Genomic DNA, 18,490 nt, shown 5'->3' with positions numbered 1-18,490 from the left:
CTCTCAGCCGTGATCGTGGAACTGGACTGGAAGCTGGGCCTCGCCCTGGCGCTGTTGGTGCTCGTCGCCGTCGCCTCCTCCTGGTGGGGCCGCCTGGGCCTGGGCTGGCAGAGCATCATCGCCGCGGCGCGAGCAGCAGTGCAGCTGGCGGCCGTCTCCCTGATCATCGTCGCGTGCATGCAGCACCTGGCGCTGGCCGCCCTGTTCAGCCTGGCCATGTTTGCCGTCGCCGTGCGCACCACCGCCGGGCGCACCAAGGTGGGCGGGGCCTGGCCGTGGACGGCCCTGGCGATGCTGTGTGGCATCACCCCGGTACTGCTGGCGATCTTCGGCAGCGGCGCCTCCCCGCTCAACGGTGCCGCGCTGATCCCGTTGGCCGGCATCATCGTTGGCAACATGATGACCGCCCACACCCTGTTCGGCCGTCGCCAGTTCCCGGCCCTGCGCGAGGGCATGGGACAATACGAGGCCGCGCTGTCGCTGGGCTTCCAGCGCGACCGCGCCATCGACCTGGTGACCAGGGCCACCCGCACCGATGCCCTGGTGCCCACCATCGACACCACCCGCACCGTGGGGCTGGTGACGCTGCCGGGCGCCTTCGTGGGCGTGCTGCTGGGCGGCGGCTCGGCGCTGCAGGCCGGCGCCTCCCAGTTGCTCGTACTGGTGGGCATCATGGCCGGTCAGAGCGTCACCGTGGTGGTGGCCAACAAGCTGATGTGCGCCGGCAAGCTGCTGCCCGACGACCTGCGGGGGCGGCTTCGCCCCTGACCGGGCTCAGCCCAGGTGGTCCAGCCCGATGTCCAGCACGGGTGCCGAGTGCGTCAGCCAGCCGACCGAGATCATGTCCACGCCGGACTCGGCGATCACCGGTGCACTGTCCGGGGTGATTCCGCCCGAGGCCTCGGTGAGCATGCGGCCGTCGACCAACCGCACCGCCTCACGCAGCACGTCGGGCGCCATGTTGTCCAACAGCACGGCATCGACCCCCAACTCCAGCAGCTCCTGCAGCTGGTCCAGGGTGTCGACCTCGACCTCCACCTTCACCATGTGCCCCACCTCGCGGCGCACCGCCTGCACGGCGGGCCGGATGCCCCCGGCGACGGCCAGGTGATTGTCCTTGAGCAGCACGGCATCGTCGAGCCCGAAGCGGTGGTTGCGGCCGCCACCACAGCGCACCGCGTACTTCTCCAGCGCGCGCAATCCCGGAGTGGTCTTGCGGGTGTCCACGACGACTGCGCGGGTATGGGCGATGGAATCGGCAATGCTGGCGGTCTGCGTCGCCACCCCCGACAGGTGGCCCATCAGGTTCAGCCCGACGCGCTCGCCGGTGAGCAGGGCCCGGGCACTGCCCTGGGCGACGGCGATCGTGGTGCCGGGCTCGACTCGCGAGCCGTCGGGGCGCTCGACCTCGACGGTGACGTGGGGATCCAGCAGCTGCCAGGCCAGCCGGGCACAGTCCAGGCCGGCGACCACACCCGGCTGGCGGGCGACGAGCGCGACCCGGGCGGTGGCGTCGGCGGGGGTGCAGGCATCGGTGGTGACGTCACCGGAGCGCCCGAGGTCCTCGAGCAGCGCTGCTCGGACGACGGGTTCGACGACGATCTGCGGCAGGGTCCTCATTGGGCGTCCTCCATCTGGTGGGCTGAATTGGTGCTGACACGGGTGTGTTCGGCCACGTTGGCCGTGGCGGGATGGTCCGTGCGCTGGTGGGCGCCACGCGACTCGCGGCGTTGCAGCGCGGCGGTCGCGACGAGGTGGGCAACCAGTGCGTCGTCGTGGTCGAGGAATCCTTCGAGTTCGCGGCACAGCCGGTGCAGACCGTCGGCCGAGCGCAGGATGCCGGCGTAGGACTCACACAGCTGCCGCACCGGTGTTGGCGCGGGGCCGTCGACCATCGGGGCCACCGTCGCCAGTCGCGCGGCCAGCGTGCCGTCGCCCAGTGGGGCATCGACTGCCGCCTGGCCCACGGCACCTGCGACGCGCCGTCCCATGACGACGGCCTCCAGCAGCGAATTGCTGGCCAGCCGGTTGGCGCCGTGCAGACCGGTGGAGGCACACTCCCCCACGGCGTACAGGCCCGGCACCGAGGTGGATCCGTCGAGTCCGGTCTCGATGCCACCCATGTGGTAGTGCGCTGCGGGACGCACAGGGATCAGGTCCCGTGCCGGATCGATCCCTGCCTGGCGGCACAGCCCGTGGACCTGCGCGAAGTGGCCGGCGAAGTTGGGCACCCGACGGGCATCCAGCAGCACCCGGCGCCCCTGCTGCAACTGCTGCCACATGGCACGGGAGACCACGTCGCGCGGGGCGAGGCTGTCGACGAACTCGCATCCGGCCTCGTCGACCAGCACTGCGCCCTCGCCACGGACGGCTTCGCTGACCAGCGGCATCGGGTCGATCCCCACGTCGAGCGCGGTGGGGTGGAACTGCGCCATCTCCACATCGCGCAGCTGGGCGAGGGGAAGAGCTGCACCGCGGCACTCAGCCCGGCAAGACCCGTGCCCACGATCGCCGGGGCACCGAGGGTCTCGACGTGCATCACTTCACCGCCAGCATCCGCTCGATGGCCAGGCGGGCGTCGGCGGCCACGGCGGCGTCCACCTCCACCTCGTGGCGTCCCTGTTCCAGGGCCTCGCGGATCGTGGGGAGGCTGTTGCGCTTCATGTGGGGGCACAGGTTGCACGGACGCACCATGTCCAGCTCCGGGTACTGCGCCTGCAGGTTGTCGCTCAGCGAGCACTCGGTGATCAGCGCCAGCTGTTCGGGGCGGTGCTGTTCGACGAAGCTCGCCATCTGGGCGGTGGATCCGGCGAAGTCGGACTCGGCCACCACCTCCGGCGGGCACTCGGGGTGGGCGATGACCGTCACGCCGGGGTGTCCGGCGCGGATGTCGCGGATGTCGTCGGCCGTGAAGCGCTCGTGCACCTCGCAGGCACCGGGGTGGGTGATGACCTCGACATTGGTCTGGGCGGCGATGTTGCGGGCCAGGTACTGGTCGGGAACCATGATCACCCGGTCCGTGCCCAGGCCGGTGACCACCTCCAGTGCATTGCCCGAGGTGCAGCAGATGTCGCTCGCGGCCTTCACCGCGGCCGAGGTGTTCACATAGGTCACCACCGGGACGCCCGGGTTGGCAGCGCGCAGGGCCTCGATGTCCTGGGGCGTGATCGACTCGGCCAGCGAGCAGCCCGAGCGCAGGTCCGGCAGCAGAACCGTCTTGCCCGGGTTGAGGATCTTGGCGGTCTCGGCCATGAAGTGGACGCCGGCCAGCACGATCACGTCGGCCTCGACGTGCTGCGCCTTGCGGGCCAGGGCGAGCGAGTCGCCGGTGATGTCGGCGACGCAGAGGTGGACGGCCGGCGTCATGTAGGCGTGGGCCATGATGACGGCATTCTTCTCGGCCTTGAGGCGCCATATCGCGGCGATGTCGTCGACCATGGTGGCCCATTCGACGGCCGGGATGACGTGGCTCACTCGGGAGTAGAGGGCGTCGAGGTCGACTTCGGCAGTGGGTGCGGTGATTGTCATGGAGTAGTGCTGAACCTGAGCATTAGACAGTTGCTGGCTTTGAGCAAAAGTATTTGCTGAAGGATCTCGTGCCGGCTACTTCGTGCGGACCACCGGCAGCTTGGTCCCGATCACCTGCCGCTCCACCACGACCTGGCGCCGGAAGCGGAAGAGCTTGGCCGGACGGCCACCGGTGGTGGTGCTGCGCCCGCCGGTCTCCTCCACCAGTTGCTGGGTCTCGACGACCCGGCGGAAGTTCTGCTTGTGCACCTGCTGGCCTGCGATCGCCTCGACGCAGCGCTGCAGCTCACCCAGTGTGAACTCAACGCCCAACAGCTCGAAGACGACGGGTCGGTACTCGATCTTGGCCCGCAGCCGGGCCAACCCGGTCGCCAGGATCCGGCGGTGGTCCTGGTGCATCTCCACTCCCCCGGCCTGCGCCAGGAGGCCGGCCTCGTAGAGCAGCTCATAGCGCTGCAGCACCATGTCGGGCTGCCAGGCCAGCTCACCGAGACCGAAGGTCACGGCAACCCGCGCCCGGCGCGTGCTGCACTCCTGCTCATCGGGGCCCTCGTCGGCCCAGCCCATCAAGGACTCGGCCAGCGCGCGGGCCCGCCCGCCGTCCTCGCGCAGGTCCTCCCAGGGGAAGATCTCGTACCAGCTGCGCCACCCCGAAGGATCCTTCGGCGCCGCCGAGAGGCCCAGGTAGGAGACCGAGACGGTGCGCTCCCCGCCGGGGCGCCCGGCATCGGCGAAGGTGTAGAGCTGCTCCAGGTAGCCCGGCAGGTGACCGGTCTGGCGGTGCACCCAGTTGCGCGTGCTGCGCTGCAGGGAGGCGTCCTCGTCCAGCAAGGGCCCGGACGGGAGCGTCGGCGGCATGCCGGGCGCCAGGGCCATGGGGGTCGCATCCTTGACCGCGACCAGCACTCCCACCAGCTCAGCACGCATCCGCCACGCTCCTTTCGTCACGCCAGACCCTAGCTGGCCCGGACGATGACGCACCCGTGTCGCAGGGAGTGGTCCCTGCGCGTCGGCGCGATCAGCGGCCGGTCTCGGGCAGCCGTGCCGGACGGGACCGTTCCCCGGTGGCACCCAGGCTCTGCCGGATCGTCTCGGTGCGCTCGGTGGGCTGGCCATTGGCCAGGCAGGTGACGGTCACGTCATAGTCCCCGGCGGGAAGGTTCTTGCCGAGCATGGCGGCCTGGCGCTCCCGGTCGGCCACCAGCGGGAGGTCGCGCCGGGCCACGACGGAGCCAGCGGCATCCTGCACGCGGTAGCGCACCTGGTCGAGCGCGTCAGGGGTGTCGGTGCACAGGCTGGTGCTGATCTTCACGGTGCCGTCGAAGGAGCGGGCATTGTCGACGCTGAGCACCGAGGAGCTGGCCGCGCCGATTTCGGAAGGGTCGATGTGGCGCACCATGCCGCGGGCGCCTTGGATGATGCCGGTGATGACGCAGATGAGCAGCACCACGACGATGCTCCAGTCGGAGCCGTGGTTCTTGCCTGCCGCCATGGCACCTCACCTCCCCGGGCGCTCGCGCCGCACGCCGCGCGGCGTGCGCCCATGATTCTGACAGCATTCGGCGCACCGGCACCAGCACGGCCTTGAGGTTTGGTGGAGACTCTGATGATCGTCAGACATCTCCCCGTCCGGGGGCATTCTCGTCATGACATCGACTGGACTGGCAAAGTGACGCCGGCGTCCTCGACACACCCGGGACGCCGCCCAGACATGAAAGGGGCCCCATGGCTGACCCGCACCTGCTGGTCGACAATCTCCTGCCCATCTGGTGGATCGCCCTCGCGGCCGCTCTCGCGCCGGTGCTCGCGATCACCTCTCGCCGGGTGATCCCCGACGTGGTCTGGCTGCTGGGGCTCGGGGTGCTCATCGGACCCCACGCCCTCGCGCTGGCCGAGCGGACCGCAGCTGTGGACTTCCTGCGCGAGCTCGGCATGGGCTTCCTCTTCCTGCTGGCCGGTTTCGAGATCAACACATCTGACCTTCGAGGTGTGCAGGGGAGGCGCGCCGCGGTCACGTGGATGCTGTGCGCCGGGCTCGGGGCCGCTGCCGGAATGATGGTCTTCCGGAGCGACTGGCACGTGGCAGTCGTCTTCGAAATTGCCTCGACCTCCACGGCCCTCGGCACCCTGCTTCCCATCCTCAAGGACTCGGGGGCCATGGGCACCCCACTGGGACGCGCCGTGATGGTGCACGGCGCCGTCGGGGAGCTGCTGCCGATCGTCGCCATGTCCCTGCTCCTGTCCACCCGCGGCACCTGGCAGTCGAGTGCCGTCCTGCTGCTGTTCGCTGTGATCGCGGTGGGCACGGTGGGTGTACCGGCGCGCATCTTCCGACGCATCCCCTTGCTGTCGCGGGCGATCGGTGCCGCCTCCAACTCCACCATGCAGACCACACTGCGGCTCACCATCTGGGTCCTGGTCAGCCTGATGCTGCTGTCGACGGTACTTGAGCTGGACGTCGCGCTGGGAGCGCTGTGCGCAGGAATGCTGCTCAAGGCGGCGCTCACCTCGGCCTCTCCGGACCACGCCGCCGAAGTGATGCACAAGGTGGAGATCGTCGGCTTCAGCCTGCTCATCCCGGTCTTCTTCGTCACCAGTGGCATGGGCATCGACTTCGCCGCCGTCCTCGAGCAGTGGCCGCTGCTGTTGGGCTTCGTCGCCGTCGTGGTCCTCGTGCGAGGGCTGCCGGTGGTCCTGCGGGAGCGCTGGTGCACCACTGCCTCTGGTCTTGAGACCCGTGGCGAGCAGGTGGGCCTGGGGCTGTACGCCGCCACCGGCCTGCCGATCATCGTTGCCGTCACCCAGATCGCCGCCGCGTCGGAGCTGATCAGCGCCACGCTGGCGTCGACGCTGGTGACCGGCGGGGCCGTGACGGTCCTGGTATTCCCCTACCTCGCCCAGCGAGCTGCCGCCCCCGGCCGGCGCTGAGACGGCGGCACGAGCACCTCAGGCGCCCCGTCCGATACCGCGGGGAAGGCGGTCCTTGGTCCAGCCCAGCAGGTCCTCGGCCTGGGTGAAGGCGAAGCGGTCGGTCATGCCGCCCACATAGGTGACGGCACCGCGGGTGAGGTCATCCCAGCGATAGTCGGCGGGCATCAGCTCGGGGCGTGCCACATAGCGTTCGACCAGACCACGCAGCACCTCCACCACGGCATGGCTCTGCGCCACCGAGTCCGGTCGGGTGTAGATGCGGTCGTAGTTGAAGCGTCGCAGCGAAGCCAGGGCCGAGGCCGTCTCGGCGTCCATGCCGACCCGCCCGGTGGCATTGGTGGTGTCCACCACGGCCCGGATGAAGGTGCCCAGCTGGGCGCGCCGGCCGATGCCCGCGATGGCGGCAACGTCATCGGGCAGCTCTGACAGCTCGACGATCCCGGCGTGGATCGCATCCTCCAGGTCGTGGGCGCAGTAGGCGATGCGGTCGCTCCAGCTGACGATTTCGCCCTCGATGGTGCCGGGGGCGGGCCGGCTCCAGGAGTGGTTGCGGATGCCGTCGAGGGTCTCGGTGCACAGGTTCAGGCTGGTCAGCACCACATTGGCCCCCCAGGGGCCGTGGTCATAGCCCTCGGGGATGAAGGCATCGAAGGCGTCCTCCGAGGCATGGCCGCCGGGCCCGTGGCCGCAGTCGTGGCCCAGCGCGATGGCGTCGGCCAGGGCGACATTGGTGCCGACGCCGCGGGCGATCGAGGTGGCCACCTGGGCCACCTCCAGCGCGTGGGTCAGGCGGGTGCGCTGGTGGTCGGTCGGGTAGACCACCACCTGCGTCTTGCCGGCCAGCCGGCGAAAGGCCGGCGAGTGGACGATCCGGTCCCGGTCGCGCTCGAAGCAGGTGCGCTCGCTGTCCGGTTCCTCCTCGATGGCGCGATTGCCCGCGCCATGCGAGAGGGTTGCGCCGGGACGCAGCAGCAGGGCCTCGCGCTCCTCGCGTGCCTCACGACCGATCACCGCCCCGGTCTGCATCTTGGCGTGGGAGTCGGCATGGGCCAGCACGACGTCGTCGTTCTCGTGGCCGTGCATGGTCTGGGCCCAGGCGACGGCCCGGGGCATCACCTCGGGCTGTGTCGCTTCTGCCTGCACCGACTCGGGCCCGTCGGCCGGGGCCGCGGGTTCGGGGATGCCCGCGTCGCACTGGTTGCACATGCCTAGCCTCCTGAGGTGTCGGACTCGTCCTCGCTGATCTCGACGTCGAGGCCCGAGGTGTCGTCATACCAGCCGTAGGGAACGATCACCTTCGCGCGCGGCGTGCCCTGGCGGCCACGGGGCTTGCCCAGTTCCATCTCGGGGAAGGGCGCGTCGTGGTTCAGCTGGGTCAGCAGGGCGTCGAAGGTCTCGAAGTCGCTGATCATGGCGAGCTGGTGGCGCAGTTCCCCGCCCACCGGGAAGCCCTTGAAGTACCAGGCCATGTGCTTGCGCAGGTCGGTGAGTCCGTGGCGCTCCCCCATGATCTCGGCGAGCAGTTCGCCGTGGCGGCGCACCATGGTGGCGACCTCGCCCAGCAGGGGCCGCACCTGCGTCTCCCGGCCGGCGAAGGCATCGGCCAGGTCGCGGAAGAGCCAGGGCCGTCCGAGGCAGCCGCGGCCGACCTCGACGCCGGCGGCTCCGGTCTGCTCCATCATGCGCAGCGCGTCGGCCGCCTCCCAGATGTCGCCATTGCCCAGCACGGGGATGTCGACGTGCTCGACCAGGCGTGAGATGTGGTCCCACTTGGCCTCGCCGGAGTAGGCGTCGGCGACGGTGCGGGCGTGCAGGCAGATCGCGGCGATGCCTTCCTCCTGGGCGATCCGGCCCGCGTCGAGGAAGGTGTGGTGGTCGTCGTCGATGCCGATGCGGGTCTTCATCGTGACCGGCACGCCGTACTTGTCGGCGGCCTGCACGGCGGCGCGCAGGATCAGGCGCATCCGGTCCCGCTTCCACGGGAGTGCGCCGCCGCCACCCTTGCGGGTGACCTTGGGCACGGGGCAGCCGAAATTCAGGTCGACGTGGTCCACCTGGTACTGGTCGCACAGCACCTCGGTGGCGCGCGCCACCATCGCCGGATCCGCGCCATAGGTCTGGACGCTGCGCACCGTCTCGTTGGGGGCGAAGCCCAGCATCTGCTTGGTCTTGCGGTCCTGGATGACGATGCCGCGACTGGTGAGCATCTCGCACACGTAGAGTCCCGCGCCCTGCTCGGCACACAGCTGCCGGAAGGCGCGGTTGGTGATGCCGGCCATCGGGGCCAGCACCACGGGCGTGTCGACGACCACGGCATCGGTCCTGCTCGGTGCCGACAGACGAAGGGGCGGGTAGGCGCTCACGTGCTCACTCTCGAGGTCTTGGTGCACCAGCGGTCTACCGCTGGCCGCACCAACTGTAGTTCGCGGTGGTGACAAATCCGCTTCCCGCGTCTGCAACCCCGCCGGCCAGCGGATGGGACGCCCTGGGACAGGCCAGGGCACCCCAACCCGGCTCCTGCTCACCCGATGCCGCGGAAGCTGAAGCGGAAGTCCAGCCGCTGGCCCGTCGGCAGGCAGAACTCCTTGTGGGTGCGGGCACCCCACGAGTCGTCGCCACCAACACCCCGGCGCATCATTGCCGGCCGCAGCACGGTCTTGTGGACCGGCGGCAGCTCGTGCTCGTGGAAGGCGTTCTCCACCTCCGCGGGCGTCCAGTGCTGGGCCGAGAAATCCATCGTGGCCTCACAGTCCAGCAGCAGGCCCAGCCCGTGCTCGTCGGTGACCTTCGCCCACCGCACGCCGGTGTGGCTGCCCGACTCCTGCGGACGCAGGTAGGGGGTGAGCTGGTCGGCGACCTCGGCCTCCCAGATGCCGACGGTGGTGCTGGCCTGCCGGTCCACATAGCTCTCGTGCGGGCCCTGGCCGTACCAGACCAGCTGGTCCAGCTCGGCCGGGACGATGAACGCCAGCCCGAACTCAGGCGCGTCCGACAGGCCCTCGGCCGGATCCAGCACCGCGTGGACCTCGACGCGTCCGTCGCCGCCGACCCGGTAGGTGACGGTGCAGTGGCTCACCGGGGCGGTGGGCAGCTCATAGCGGTAGGTGACGCTGGCGTCGTGCTCCCCGCGCTCCAGCGACGGATTCGGCGCGTCGTCGCTCACCATCCGGGCGTAGCGGCTGGCCAGCAGCCACTGCCCGTCGTGGAAGCCCATCTGCCAGCCCTGCTCATTGGAGGTGGGCGCGTGCCAGAAGTTCGGCATGGGCGGGCGCACCATCAGCTCGCGACCGCCGTGGACATAGGAGACCAGACCGCCCTGGGTGCGGCTGAACAGCGCCTCGAAGTGCTCACCCCGCACGCCGATGTTGTGGATGCCCTCCACCACCTCGGGCGCCGGCACCGGCACCGGTTCGGTTGCCGGGGCATCGACGACGAAGACCCCCTGGGCGTGGGCCACCTCGTGCCCGGCCGGGGCCCACCCGGTGGCCTCGGCCAGGGTGACACTGACGTCGGTGCAGTACTCCCCCGCCTCGTACTGGGCGTTCGCAAGCTCGGGCAGGCTGACCGGGAGCGGCAGTTCGACGCTGCGTCCCGGGGCAACCGAGACCTCCAGCCCGTGCCGCTCCAGCACAAGACCCTCGCGGGAGACGACCACGGTGAAGGTGTGGGCCTCGCTGCCGGTGAAGAAGAGCCGGTTGCGCACGCTGATCCGGTCACGCTGCACGTCGATGGCATAGGGCTGGTAGAGCGCCTTCATCTCCAGCAGCTTCGGCGTGGGTGTGTGGTCGGCGTACAGCAGGCCGTTGCCGCAGAACTCGGCGTCGTGGGGCCGCTCGCCGCAGTCGCCGCCGTAGCCCAGGTAGGGCTCGCCGAAGCGGTCGCGCAGCGCAACTGCCTGGTCGGCGAAGTCCCACACGAAGTAGCCCTGGAAGAGCTCCTCGCGCTCGGCCAGCTCGACGTACTTGCCGACCGCGCCGAAGGAGTTGCCCATCGCGTGCGCGTACTCGCACAGCACGAAGGGCTTGTCACGGTGCTCGGCCAGGTGCGCCTCGACGTCCGCGGCAGAGGTGTACATCTGGCTGGTGACGTCGGTGGTCTGCGGCAGCCGCGGGTCCCAGTGGACGCCCTCGTAGTGCACCGGCCGGTCGTCGAGCTCGCGGAAGCGCTCAGCGATGGCCAGCAGGTTGGAGCCGCCGAAGGACTCGTTGCCGCACGACCACATCACCACGCTCGGGTGGTTGCGATCCCTGTTCACCATGGAGTCGGCGCGGTCGATGAGCACGTCGAGCCAGTCGGGACGGTCGCCGGGCAGGGCGTCGTCGATGGTGGCCTGTCCGCGGATGATCTTGTCCCACATGCCGTGGGTCTCCAGGTTCATCTCGTCGATCACCATCAGGCCGTAGCGGTCGCACAACTCGTAGAACCAGGTGTTGTTCGGGTAGTGGCTGGTGCGCACCGCGTTGGCATTGTGCTGCTTGAGGCAGACGATGTCGGCCTCGGTCTGCTCACGGGTCATGACGCGACCGTCCAGTCCGAAGTCGTGCCGGTTGACGCCCTCCATCACGATGCGGCGGCCATTCAGCTTGAGCAGGCCGTCCTCGATGGCGAATCGACGGATCCCGACCGGCTGCTCGACGATCTCGGTGCAGGTGTCGTGGTCGTCGAAGACCTCCAGGCGCAGCGTGTAGAGGTGGGGGTCCTCGGGGCTCCACAGCCGGGGATTGTCGACGTCGATCGTGAGCTTGTCGTCGGCAGCCGTGAGCGTGCCGACCCCCACCAGTTCGGCCTCCACGCGACCCTCGCCGACAAATGTGGTCTCGACGCTGACGGTGCCGCGGGCGAGGTCGTCGGCCAGGTCGGTGCACACGTCCAGGTGCTCGACGTGGGCGCGGGGGCGGCGCAGCAGGACGACGTCGCGGAAGAGGCCGCTGAAGCGGTAGAAGTCCTGGTCCTCCAGCCACGATCCCGAAGTCCACTTGGGCACCTGGCAGGAGATGAGGTTCTCGCCCTCGACCAGCGCGTCGGTGATGTCGAACTCCGACGGAGTGAAGGAGTCGGCGGCATAGCCGATCCACTGCCCGTTGACCCACAACGCGACGGCCGACTCGGCCCCCTTGAAGACCAGGCTGAGGCGCTCGCCCTCGGCCAGCGGATGGCCCAGGGTGAAGCGGCGCCGGTAGCTGGCGATCGGGTTGAAACGCATCGGCACCTGGCCGGGCTCGATCGCCTCATGTCCATCCCAGGGGTACTGGGTGTTCACGTACTGGGGACGGTCGTGGCCCTCCAGCTGGATGTGGGCCGGCACCCGGATCTCGGACCAGCCGGAGTCGTCCAGTGCCGGGGCCTCGAAGCCGGGCACGGTCGCTGCCGGATTGGCGGCGTAGTGGAACTTCCAGCGCCCGTTGAGCACCTGCTCGAAGCTGCTGGTGCCCGTCTGGAGCTCCTGCTCGTCGGCGAACCAGCGATGGTCTGAATGGGCAGGCATCCGGTTCTCGGCGAAGTAGCCGGGCTCGGCGATGCGGTCGATGTAGCTCACTTGACTGCTCCTGTGATTCCTTCGGTGAACGTGCGCTGCAGGATGAGGAAGATCACCATCGTCGGGATCGAGGCGATCAGCACCGCCAGCATGAGGGTGCCGTAGTCGGTGACGTAGCCGGCGGTGAGGTTGGCCACCAGCATCGGGATGGTCTGGAACTGGTTCTCGATCAGGATGATCTTGGGCCACATGAAGTTGTTCCAGGCCGCCATGAAGGTGACCACCGCGGCCGCGGCATAGGTGGCGCGCATGGTGGGCACGAAGATCGTCGCGAAGATCCGCAGCTCCCCCAGGCCGTCGAGCCGGGCCGCCTCGATGATCTCGTGGGGAAAGCTCCTGGCCGACTGCCGAAAGAGCAGGATGAGCAGCGGCGTCGCCACCGTCGGCAGGATGACGGCGATCATCGAGTTCACCAGGCCGGCCCGGGCGAACATCCTGAACAGCGGGATCATGGTGGCCGCGAAGGGGATCATCATCGCCAGCAGCAGCACCGCCATCAGGCGGTCCTTGCCGCGGGAGTGGTAGACCTCGAAGCCGTAGCCGGCGATCGAGCACACCAGCAGCGCCAGCACGGTGGTGCCCACCGCGATCACGGCCGAGTGCCACAGCGCCGCCCACAGGTCCTGCGAGGCCGTCAGCGCGCGGTAGTTCTCCATCAGGTGCGATCCCGGCAGCAGCTTGGAGTTCAGCACCTCCTGGCTGGTGTTGGTGGCCGAGACCACCATGAAGAAGAGCGGGAAGACCGAGGCCAGCGCAGCCAGGGCCAGGAAGAGGTAGCCGGGGATCCGGCGCATGCGAGGACTATTCACGATTGTCACCAACCTTCATCTGGACCGCGGCAAAGAGGGCGACCAGCAAGAGGATCACGTAGGACAGGGCGGAGGCGTAGCCGAAGTTGGGGTTGTTCTGGAAGGACACCTCGTAGAGGTAGTGGCTCATCGACATCGAGCCATAGGCCGGGCCACCGCCGGTCAGGTTCCAGGACTCGTCGAAGAGCTGGATGGTGCCATTGGTCGACATGATCGCGCACAGCAGGATCATCGGCTTGAGCTGCGGGACGGTCACGTGCCAGAAGGTGCGCAGGCTGTTCGCGCCGTCGACCCGGGCCGCCTCGATCGTCGAGCGGTCCACCGTCTGCAGGCCGGCCAGGAAGAAGATCATGTTGTAGCCGGTCCATCGCCACAGCAGGCCGAGGATGATGACGATCCGGGCTGTGGACTCGGTGCCCAGCCAGTTGACCGGGCTGTTGACCAGGTGCAGGCCCATCAGCGCGTCATTGACCAGGCCGTCGGTGGCGAACATGGTGCGGAAGATCAACGAGTAGGAGACCAGGCTCACCGCACAGGGCAGGAAGATCGCGGTGCGCCACAGCCCCTTCCAGCGCAGGTTCGGATTGTTCAGCAGGTTGGCCAGGATGAGGGCCAGGACGAGCATCACCGGCACCTGCACCACCAGGTAGAGCAGCGTGTTGGTGAGCGTTTTGCGGAAGATCTCGTCCTCGAACAGGCGCCCATAGTTTCGCCACCACGGGTCGGCCCAGTCCAGGCGAGTGCCGCGTCCGGACTTGAGGGAGAGGATGAAGGCTTCGGCCATCGGGTAGAAGTTCATCACGCAGATCATGAGCGCGGCGGGCATCAGGAAGTACCAACCTATGCGGTTGTAGCGCTCCTCTGCCCGACGCACGCCTCCGCGGCGGCGGGGAGCCGCTACGCCCGGGTCTCCCGGGCCGTGCGGTGTCGAGATTGCTGTTGTCACGACGATGTGACCTTTCTTGTCAGGAGGATCGGTGTCCGGTCTGGTGGTGGGTCCGAGTGCTCACTTCATGGCGAACTCGACGTTCTTCTGCGCCTCCCCCAAGGCCTTGGCCAGCGGTACCCCGCGCAGCACCTTGGCGATCGCTGCTCCCACCGCATCACGCGCCTCGTAGTAGAAGACGCCGGTGGTGTTGCTCGGGACCTTGGTGGAGTACTCGACGATGCGCGAGTAGATCGGCTGGTTGTTGAAGAAGGGCTGCGGCTCGCGGTAGACGGCGCTCGTGCCGGCGGGGATCCAGTTGGCCAGCGCCCCCGAACTGGGGAGCACGGTGTCGTAGAGCTTCGTGGAGCCGGCGAAGGTCTCCTTGAGCAGGTCGACGGCCAGCGAGGCCTGCCCGTGGGCGCTGACCGCCCAGGAGCTGCCGCCGTTGGCGGAGTAGTTCGTCGCCTCCTTGAAGCCGGTCAGGCGGGGCATCGTGGTGATGTCCCACAAGCCCCTCTGGTCCTTGGCCGTCTGCACCGAGCCGAGGATCCAGGCGCCGTTGAGCGCGGAGGCGACGCTGCCGTTGACGAAGCTGCCGATGTACTGGTCCCAGGAGTTCACCTCGACCATGACGCCGCTGGCCACCAGCTCCTGGTAGGTCTTGACCACCGACGCGAGCACGTCGTTGTTGCTGATCTGCGCATTGCCCTGGTCGTCGAAGAGGCTTGCGCCGGCGCTCTGCAGCATCATCATCACCAGGTCGGTCTCGCCGGCCATTCCCGACAGCAGCGGCTTGCCGACCTTGGCCTTCACCTGCTTGCCCTTCTCGAGGTACTCGAGCCAGGTGATGTCGGTGAAGTCGTCCAGGCTCAGGCCTGCCTTGTCGAGCAGGTCGATGCGCATCGGGTTCACCACGGTGCCGCTGTCGAAGGAGACGCCGTAGCGACGGCCCTCGACGGTGGAGTAGTTGACCACCGAGTCGGGGTACTCGTCGAAGGCGAGGTCGGTCTCGGTGAGGTCGGCGAAGAGCTCCGGGTAGTTGGTGACGTTCTTCTGGAAGGCATTGTTCTGCACCAGGAAGACATCAGGCAGCCGGTCGGCCTCCTTGGACAGGGCCAGCGTGGTGAGCTTGGTCTGGATGTCGTCCCAGGGGGTCTCGGTGACGGCGACGCCGACCTTGGGATGCTGGGCGGTGTAGAGCTTGCCAGCCTCCTTCATCGCGTAGATGTTGAAGGCGGGGTCCCAACACCACGCGCGCAGCGTCCCGGTGTCTGGCACCGCGTCGCCGGCACGGGGCGGTTCGGACTTCTGCTGTGTCCGGCTACAACCGGCGCTGGCGAGCAGCCCGATCGGCAGGGCTGCCTGCATCAACGTGCGCCTGGACAGTGAGGCCATGACGGACTCCTTCTGTGGTTGACATGCCCGTTCGCGCGCCGCCCACATCGGTGTGGGCGGGGATCCGTGGCCATGTCGACTGGACCAATACTGTTTACGTGAACATTACTCCTTGCGGAGATTCTTGGGGGACGGAGAGTCCAGATAGTTTCCGGGCGCGCCCGGGTCTGTTCCCCCATCACCTCCTGACTAGGCTCGACCCATGGCTGCCAGACCCAAACCCTCCATCCGGGACGTCGCCCGCGCTGCCGGGGTCTCGGCCCAGACCGTCTCCCGGGTCGCCAACGGGCACCCGTCGGTGCGACCCGCCACCCGGGAGCGCGTCGAGCAGGCCATGGCCGAGACCGGCTACGTGCCCAACCGGGCAGCGCGCGTGCTGCGCACCGGATCGTCGCGCACCATCGGGGTGATGAGCCACCGCTTCGAGCGCACCGGCGAGAGCCTGACCCTGGGCGCGGTGGTGGAGGCCGCCGAACGGCACTCCTTCAGCGTCACCCTCACCACCCTTCCCGACGCCAGCCACACCGACTGGGCACGGACCCGGCAGCGGCTGGAGCTACAGGGACTCGATGGCCTGGTGGTGCTGCGGCACGAGGCCGCCACCGAGGACTCGCTGCTGCTTCCCGACGGACTGCCAGTCGCCGTCTCGGACTCCCGCCTGGTCGGGGCGCACCCGGCGGTGGTCACCGACCAGACCGGGGGGACGCGCGCGATGGTGCACCACCTGCTCGAGCTGGGGCACCGGACCGTCCACCACGTCGGTGGTCCCGAGGATTCCGAGCCGGCGCAGCAGCGCGCCGAGGCCTGGCGTCGCACTCTGGAGGAGGCCGGCGCGCCCGTGCCCGAGGTCGCACAGGGCGACTGGACTGCCGCTGCCGGGCTGGAAGCTGGACGACGACTGGCCGCCGAGCCGTCAGCGACGGCCGTTTTCTGCGCCAATGACGAGATGGCTTTCGGAGTGATGCGGGCCTTCACCGAGGCGGGGCTGCGCATTCCGCAGGACCGCTCGGTGGCGGGTTTCGATGATGTCGGCCTGGCCGCCTATGCCCCCACACCGCTGAGCACCATCCGGCAGGACTTCCGACGGATCGGGCGGGAGCTGGTGGCGCTGGTGATGCGCCAGCTCGACGGCGTTCCTCCCGAGGAGCTGGACCGTGTGGTGGTGCCCACCGAGCTGGTGCTGAGGGCCAGCACCGGGAGTCCGAGGTCGGTCAGGCGCTGATCTCCAACAGGTCCAGCGGGTCGTCCTCGCCGGCGTGGACGCCCGGGACCGTGCTCCACGGCGGCGCGAAGTGCGGGTCGCTGACGTGGCCGTCGAAGCGGACGAGCTCGTCGAAACTGGCCAGTGCGGTCGCCATGCAGGAGGCGACGGCCTTGCGCGCGTGGGGGTGTTCGGGGTCCAGGGCCTCGGTGAGGATCTCCGGTGGCCGGTCAGCGGGGAAGACGAAGGCGATGGCGACGAGTGGCCCGTCGATGGTGCAGCCGACGCTCCTGTGGGGGTCGATCTCGGCCACCAGGTCTGCGAACAGTTCGACGAGGACATCGTGCGGGGCGGTGGGCGACCAGTTGCGGTGGATGACCTCGTACCAGTCGGTCCACAGCCCAGACAGGTCCTGGCCGTCCAGACTGGCGACGGGCAGCAGGCGATGGCCGTCACACCACTGCTTCACCGCTGCTGCGGAGGCGTCGACCTGCAGCAGCGGGCACTGCTGGTAGACGGTGGCCCCGGCTGCCATCAGACGAACGTGCTTGCTGGTGCCGGGAACGCCCTTCTGCGCCAGCGGCAGCGGGTTCCGGCGTGCGGCGGTGGCCACCTCCTCGGCGGTCCAGGGATCGCGCAGCACGGCGATGTCGCGCGTCGGGTGGTAGGGGTTGGGCCGAACCTCAACCGGCATGGGAGCCCTCCTGGTGCGTGAAGGGAGAGGACAGGCCACACCGTATCCTCCGAGCCTTTCCTGCCCGGCCACCAGCACGGCGAGGAGCGCCCATGCTTCGCTGTGGCCTGCATCCTCGCCGCTGCGCCGCTCGTCAGCCCAGCGTGAAATGCCGACGTCGGAGCTTGGAGAGGGGGCGCCCCTGCCCGCACACCGAGGATCGGCGCGCGTGATGACGCGGGCTTCGCCCAGAAGCCAGTCCCGAGCCGACCCTCAACAATCAGGAGTTCAGCATGACCGAACGCAACCGCGCCGTGGTCTTCCACGGCACCGGCACCATGAAGGTCGACACCCTCGATTTCCCGAAGCTTCAGATGCCTGACGGCCGCAAGGCCCCTCACGGTGTCATCCTCAAGATCGTCGCGACGAACATTTGCGGCAGCGACCTGCACATCTACCGCGGATCCTTCCCCGTCCCGGAGGGGACGGTGATGGGCCACGAGATGACCGGCCAGGTCGTCGAGGTGGGCAGCGACGTCGAATTCCTCAAGGAGGGCGACATCGTCTCGGTGCCGTTCAACGTTGCCTGCGGACGCTGCCGCAACTGTCGCGCCGGTCACACCGAGGTGTGCGAGACGGCCAACCCGGAGAAGGCATGCGCCGCCTATGGCTTCAACCTGGGCGGCTTCCAGGGCGGGCAGGCCGACTACCTGTTCGTGCCCTATGCCGACTTCCAGCTGCTGCGCTTTCCCGATCCTGACCAGGCGATGGACCGGATCCTCGAGCTGGCGGTGCTGTCCGACATCCTGCCGACGGCCTTCCATGGCCTCGTCGAGGCTGGCGTCGGTCCGGGCTCGACGGTCTACCTCGCCGGCGCCGGCCCGGTCGGACGCTGTGGGGCCGCAGCTGCCCGGCTGATGGGTGCCTCGTGCATCATCGTGGGTGACCACGACAAGAAGCGACTGGAGCTGGTCCGCAAGGCCGGCTGCGAGACGATCGATCTGACCAAGGATGTGCCGCTGACCGACCAGATCGAGCAGATCCTGGGCGAGCCGATGGTGGATGCCGCGGTGGACTATGTCGGCTCCGAGGCCCATGGACTGGGCAAGGACTCGAAGAAGATGGACCCGGCCGCCGCAATCAACCAGGTCATGGACGTGACGCGTGCGGGCGGCGCGACCGGCATCATCGGCATCTACGGGCCCGACCCGCTGGCCAAGACGAAGGAGGGCAAGGAGGGCACCTTCCCGCTCGACTTCGGCCAGGCGTGGATCAACTCGCCGCGCATCACGGGTGGCCAGGCGCCGATCATGCGCTACAACCGTCAGCTGATGATGTCGATCCTGTGGGACCGCATGCCCTACCTGCTCGACATGCTGAACCCCAAGGTGATCAGCCTGGACGAGGCCCCGAAGGCCTACGCCGACTTCGACAAGGGCTCCGACCTGAAGTACATCATCGACCCGCACGGCATGATCAAGAAGTGATG

General features: G+C 68.7%; 16 protein-coding genes. 4 read left to right on the top strand and 12 right to left on the bottom strand.

The window, feature by feature from the left end:
- Positions 1-45: 45 nt before the first annotated feature.
- A complete protein-coding gene (locus ACYVKA_RS09830) occupies positions 46-768 on the top strand; it encodes an ABC transporter permease (protein WP_460705226.1) in 723 nt (240 codons plus the stop codon).
- Positions 769-774: 6 nt separating this feature from the next.
- Here the strand turns inward: ACYVKA_RS09830 and nadC are convergent, their stop codons facing one another.
- The 5 genes from nadC to ACYVKA_RS09805 form a co-directional block, all read right to left on the bottom strand.
- A complete protein-coding gene (nadC, locus tag ACYVKA_RS09825; protein ID WP_460705040.1) occupies positions 775-1,620 on the bottom strand; it encodes a carboxylating nicotinate-nucleotide diphosphorylase in 846 nt (281 codons plus the stop codon).
- Positions 1,617-2,450, bottom strand: coding sequence for an FAD-binding protein (locus tag ACYVKA_RS09820; RefSeq protein ID WP_460705224.1), 834 nt, complete (start codon positions 2,448-2,450; stop codon positions 1,617-1,619). Before ACYVKA_RS09820 ends, nadC begins: the two co-directional genes overlap by 4 nt.
- A gap of 88 nt (positions 2,451-2,538) precedes the next feature.
- Entirely contained in the window at positions 2,539-3,528 is a 990-nt protein-coding gene (gene nadA / locus ACYVKA_RS09815) for a quinolinate synthase NadA (protein ID WP_460705038.1), read from the bottom strand.
- Between the two features lie 75 nt (positions 3,529-3,603).
- Entirely contained in the window at positions 3,604-4,455 is an 852-nt protein-coding gene (locus ACYVKA_RS09810) for an NUDIX hydrolase (RefSeq protein WP_460705036.1), read from the bottom strand.
- Positions 4,456-4,546: 91 nt separating this feature from the next.
- Complete coding sequence (locus ACYVKA_RS09805) at positions 4,547-5,020, bottom strand: hypothetical protein (protein WP_460705034.1); 474 nt, start codon at positions 5,018-5,020, stop codon at positions 4,547-4,549.
- 233 nt (positions 5,021-5,253) lie between these two features.
- Here ACYVKA_RS09805 and ACYVKA_RS09800 point away from each other — a divergent pair, with 233 nt between their 5' ends.
- Positions 5,254-6,456, top strand: coding sequence for a cation:proton antiporter (locus ACYVKA_RS09800; RefSeq protein ID WP_460705032.1), 1,203 nt, complete (start codon positions 5,254-5,256; stop codon positions 6,454-6,456).
- 18 nt (positions 6,457-6,474) lie between these two features.
- Here ACYVKA_RS09800 and ACYVKA_RS09795 read toward each other — a convergent pair whose 3' ends face one another.
- The 6 genes from ACYVKA_RS09795 to ACYVKA_RS09770 form a co-directional block, all read right to left on the bottom strand.
- A complete protein-coding gene (locus ACYVKA_RS09795; RefSeq protein WP_460705222.1) occupies positions 6,475-7,542 on the bottom strand; it encodes an HD domain-containing protein in 1,068 nt (355 codons plus the stop codon).
- A gap of 125 nt (positions 7,543-7,667) precedes the next feature.
- A complete protein-coding gene (dusB, locus tag ACYVKA_RS09790) occupies positions 7,668-8,822 on the bottom strand; it encodes a tRNA dihydrouridine synthase DusB (RefSeq protein WP_460705030.1) in 1,155 nt (384 codons plus the stop codon).
- A 158-nt stretch (positions 8,823-8,980) separates the two neighbouring features.
- On the bottom strand, positions 8,981-11,995 hold the full coding sequence (lacZ, locus tag ACYVKA_RS09785) for a beta-galactosidase, LacZ type (RefSeq protein ID WP_460705028.1): 3,015 nt from the start codon (positions 11,993-11,995) through the stop codon (positions 8,981-8,983).
- Positions 11,992-12,789: a carbohydrate ABC transporter permease gene (locus ACYVKA_RS09780; RefSeq protein WP_460705027.1), complete on the bottom strand. Its 798-nt coding sequence runs from the start codon at positions 12,787-12,789 to the stop codon at positions 11,992-11,994. The genes lacZ and ACYVKA_RS09780 overlap by 4 nt, the downstream gene beginning before the upstream one ends.
- 7 nt (positions 12,790-12,796) lie before the next feature.
- The gene (locus ACYVKA_RS09775; RefSeq protein ID WP_460705025.1) at positions 12,797-13,678 is read right to left on the bottom strand and encodes a carbohydrate ABC transporter permease; all 882 of its coding nucleotides are present in this window, start codon (positions 13,676-13,678) and stop codon (positions 12,797-12,799) included.
- A 132-nt stretch (positions 13,679-13,810) separates the two neighbouring features.
- Positions 13,811-15,127: an extracellular solute-binding protein gene (locus tag ACYVKA_RS09770; protein ID WP_460705023.1), complete on the bottom strand. Its 1,317-nt coding sequence runs from the start codon at positions 15,125-15,127 to the stop codon at positions 13,811-13,813.
- Positions 15,128-15,329: 202 nt separating this feature from the next.
- On the opposite strand from ACYVKA_RS09770, the gene ACYVKA_RS09765 reads away from it, so the two are divergent.
- Entirely contained in the window at positions 15,330-16,349 is a 1,020-nt protein-coding gene (locus tag ACYVKA_RS09765; protein ID WP_460705021.1) for a LacI family DNA-binding transcriptional regulator, read from the top strand.
- Here the strand turns inward: ACYVKA_RS09765 and ACYVKA_RS09760 are convergent.
- Entirely contained in the window at positions 16,339-17,022 is a 684-nt protein-coding gene (locus ACYVKA_RS09760) for a hypothetical protein (RefSeq protein ID WP_460705019.1), read from the bottom strand. The genes ACYVKA_RS09765 and ACYVKA_RS09760 overlap by 11 nt on opposite strands.
- A gap of 272 nt (positions 17,023-17,294) precedes the next feature.
- Here ACYVKA_RS09760 and ACYVKA_RS09755 point away from each other — a divergent pair, with 272 nt between their 5' ends.
- Positions 17,295-18,488: an alcohol dehydrogenase catalytic domain-containing protein gene (locus ACYVKA_RS09755; protein WP_460705017.1), complete on the top strand. Its 1,194-nt coding sequence runs from the start codon at positions 17,295-17,297 to the stop codon at positions 18,486-18,488.
- Positions 18,489-18,490 lie beyond the last annotated feature (2 nt).

It is taken from the genome of Luteococcus sediminum, from assembly GCF_054783495.1.
The sequence above is the reverse complement of the archived record's forward strand: the minus strand, read 5'-3'. Positions and strand labels throughout refer to the sequence as shown.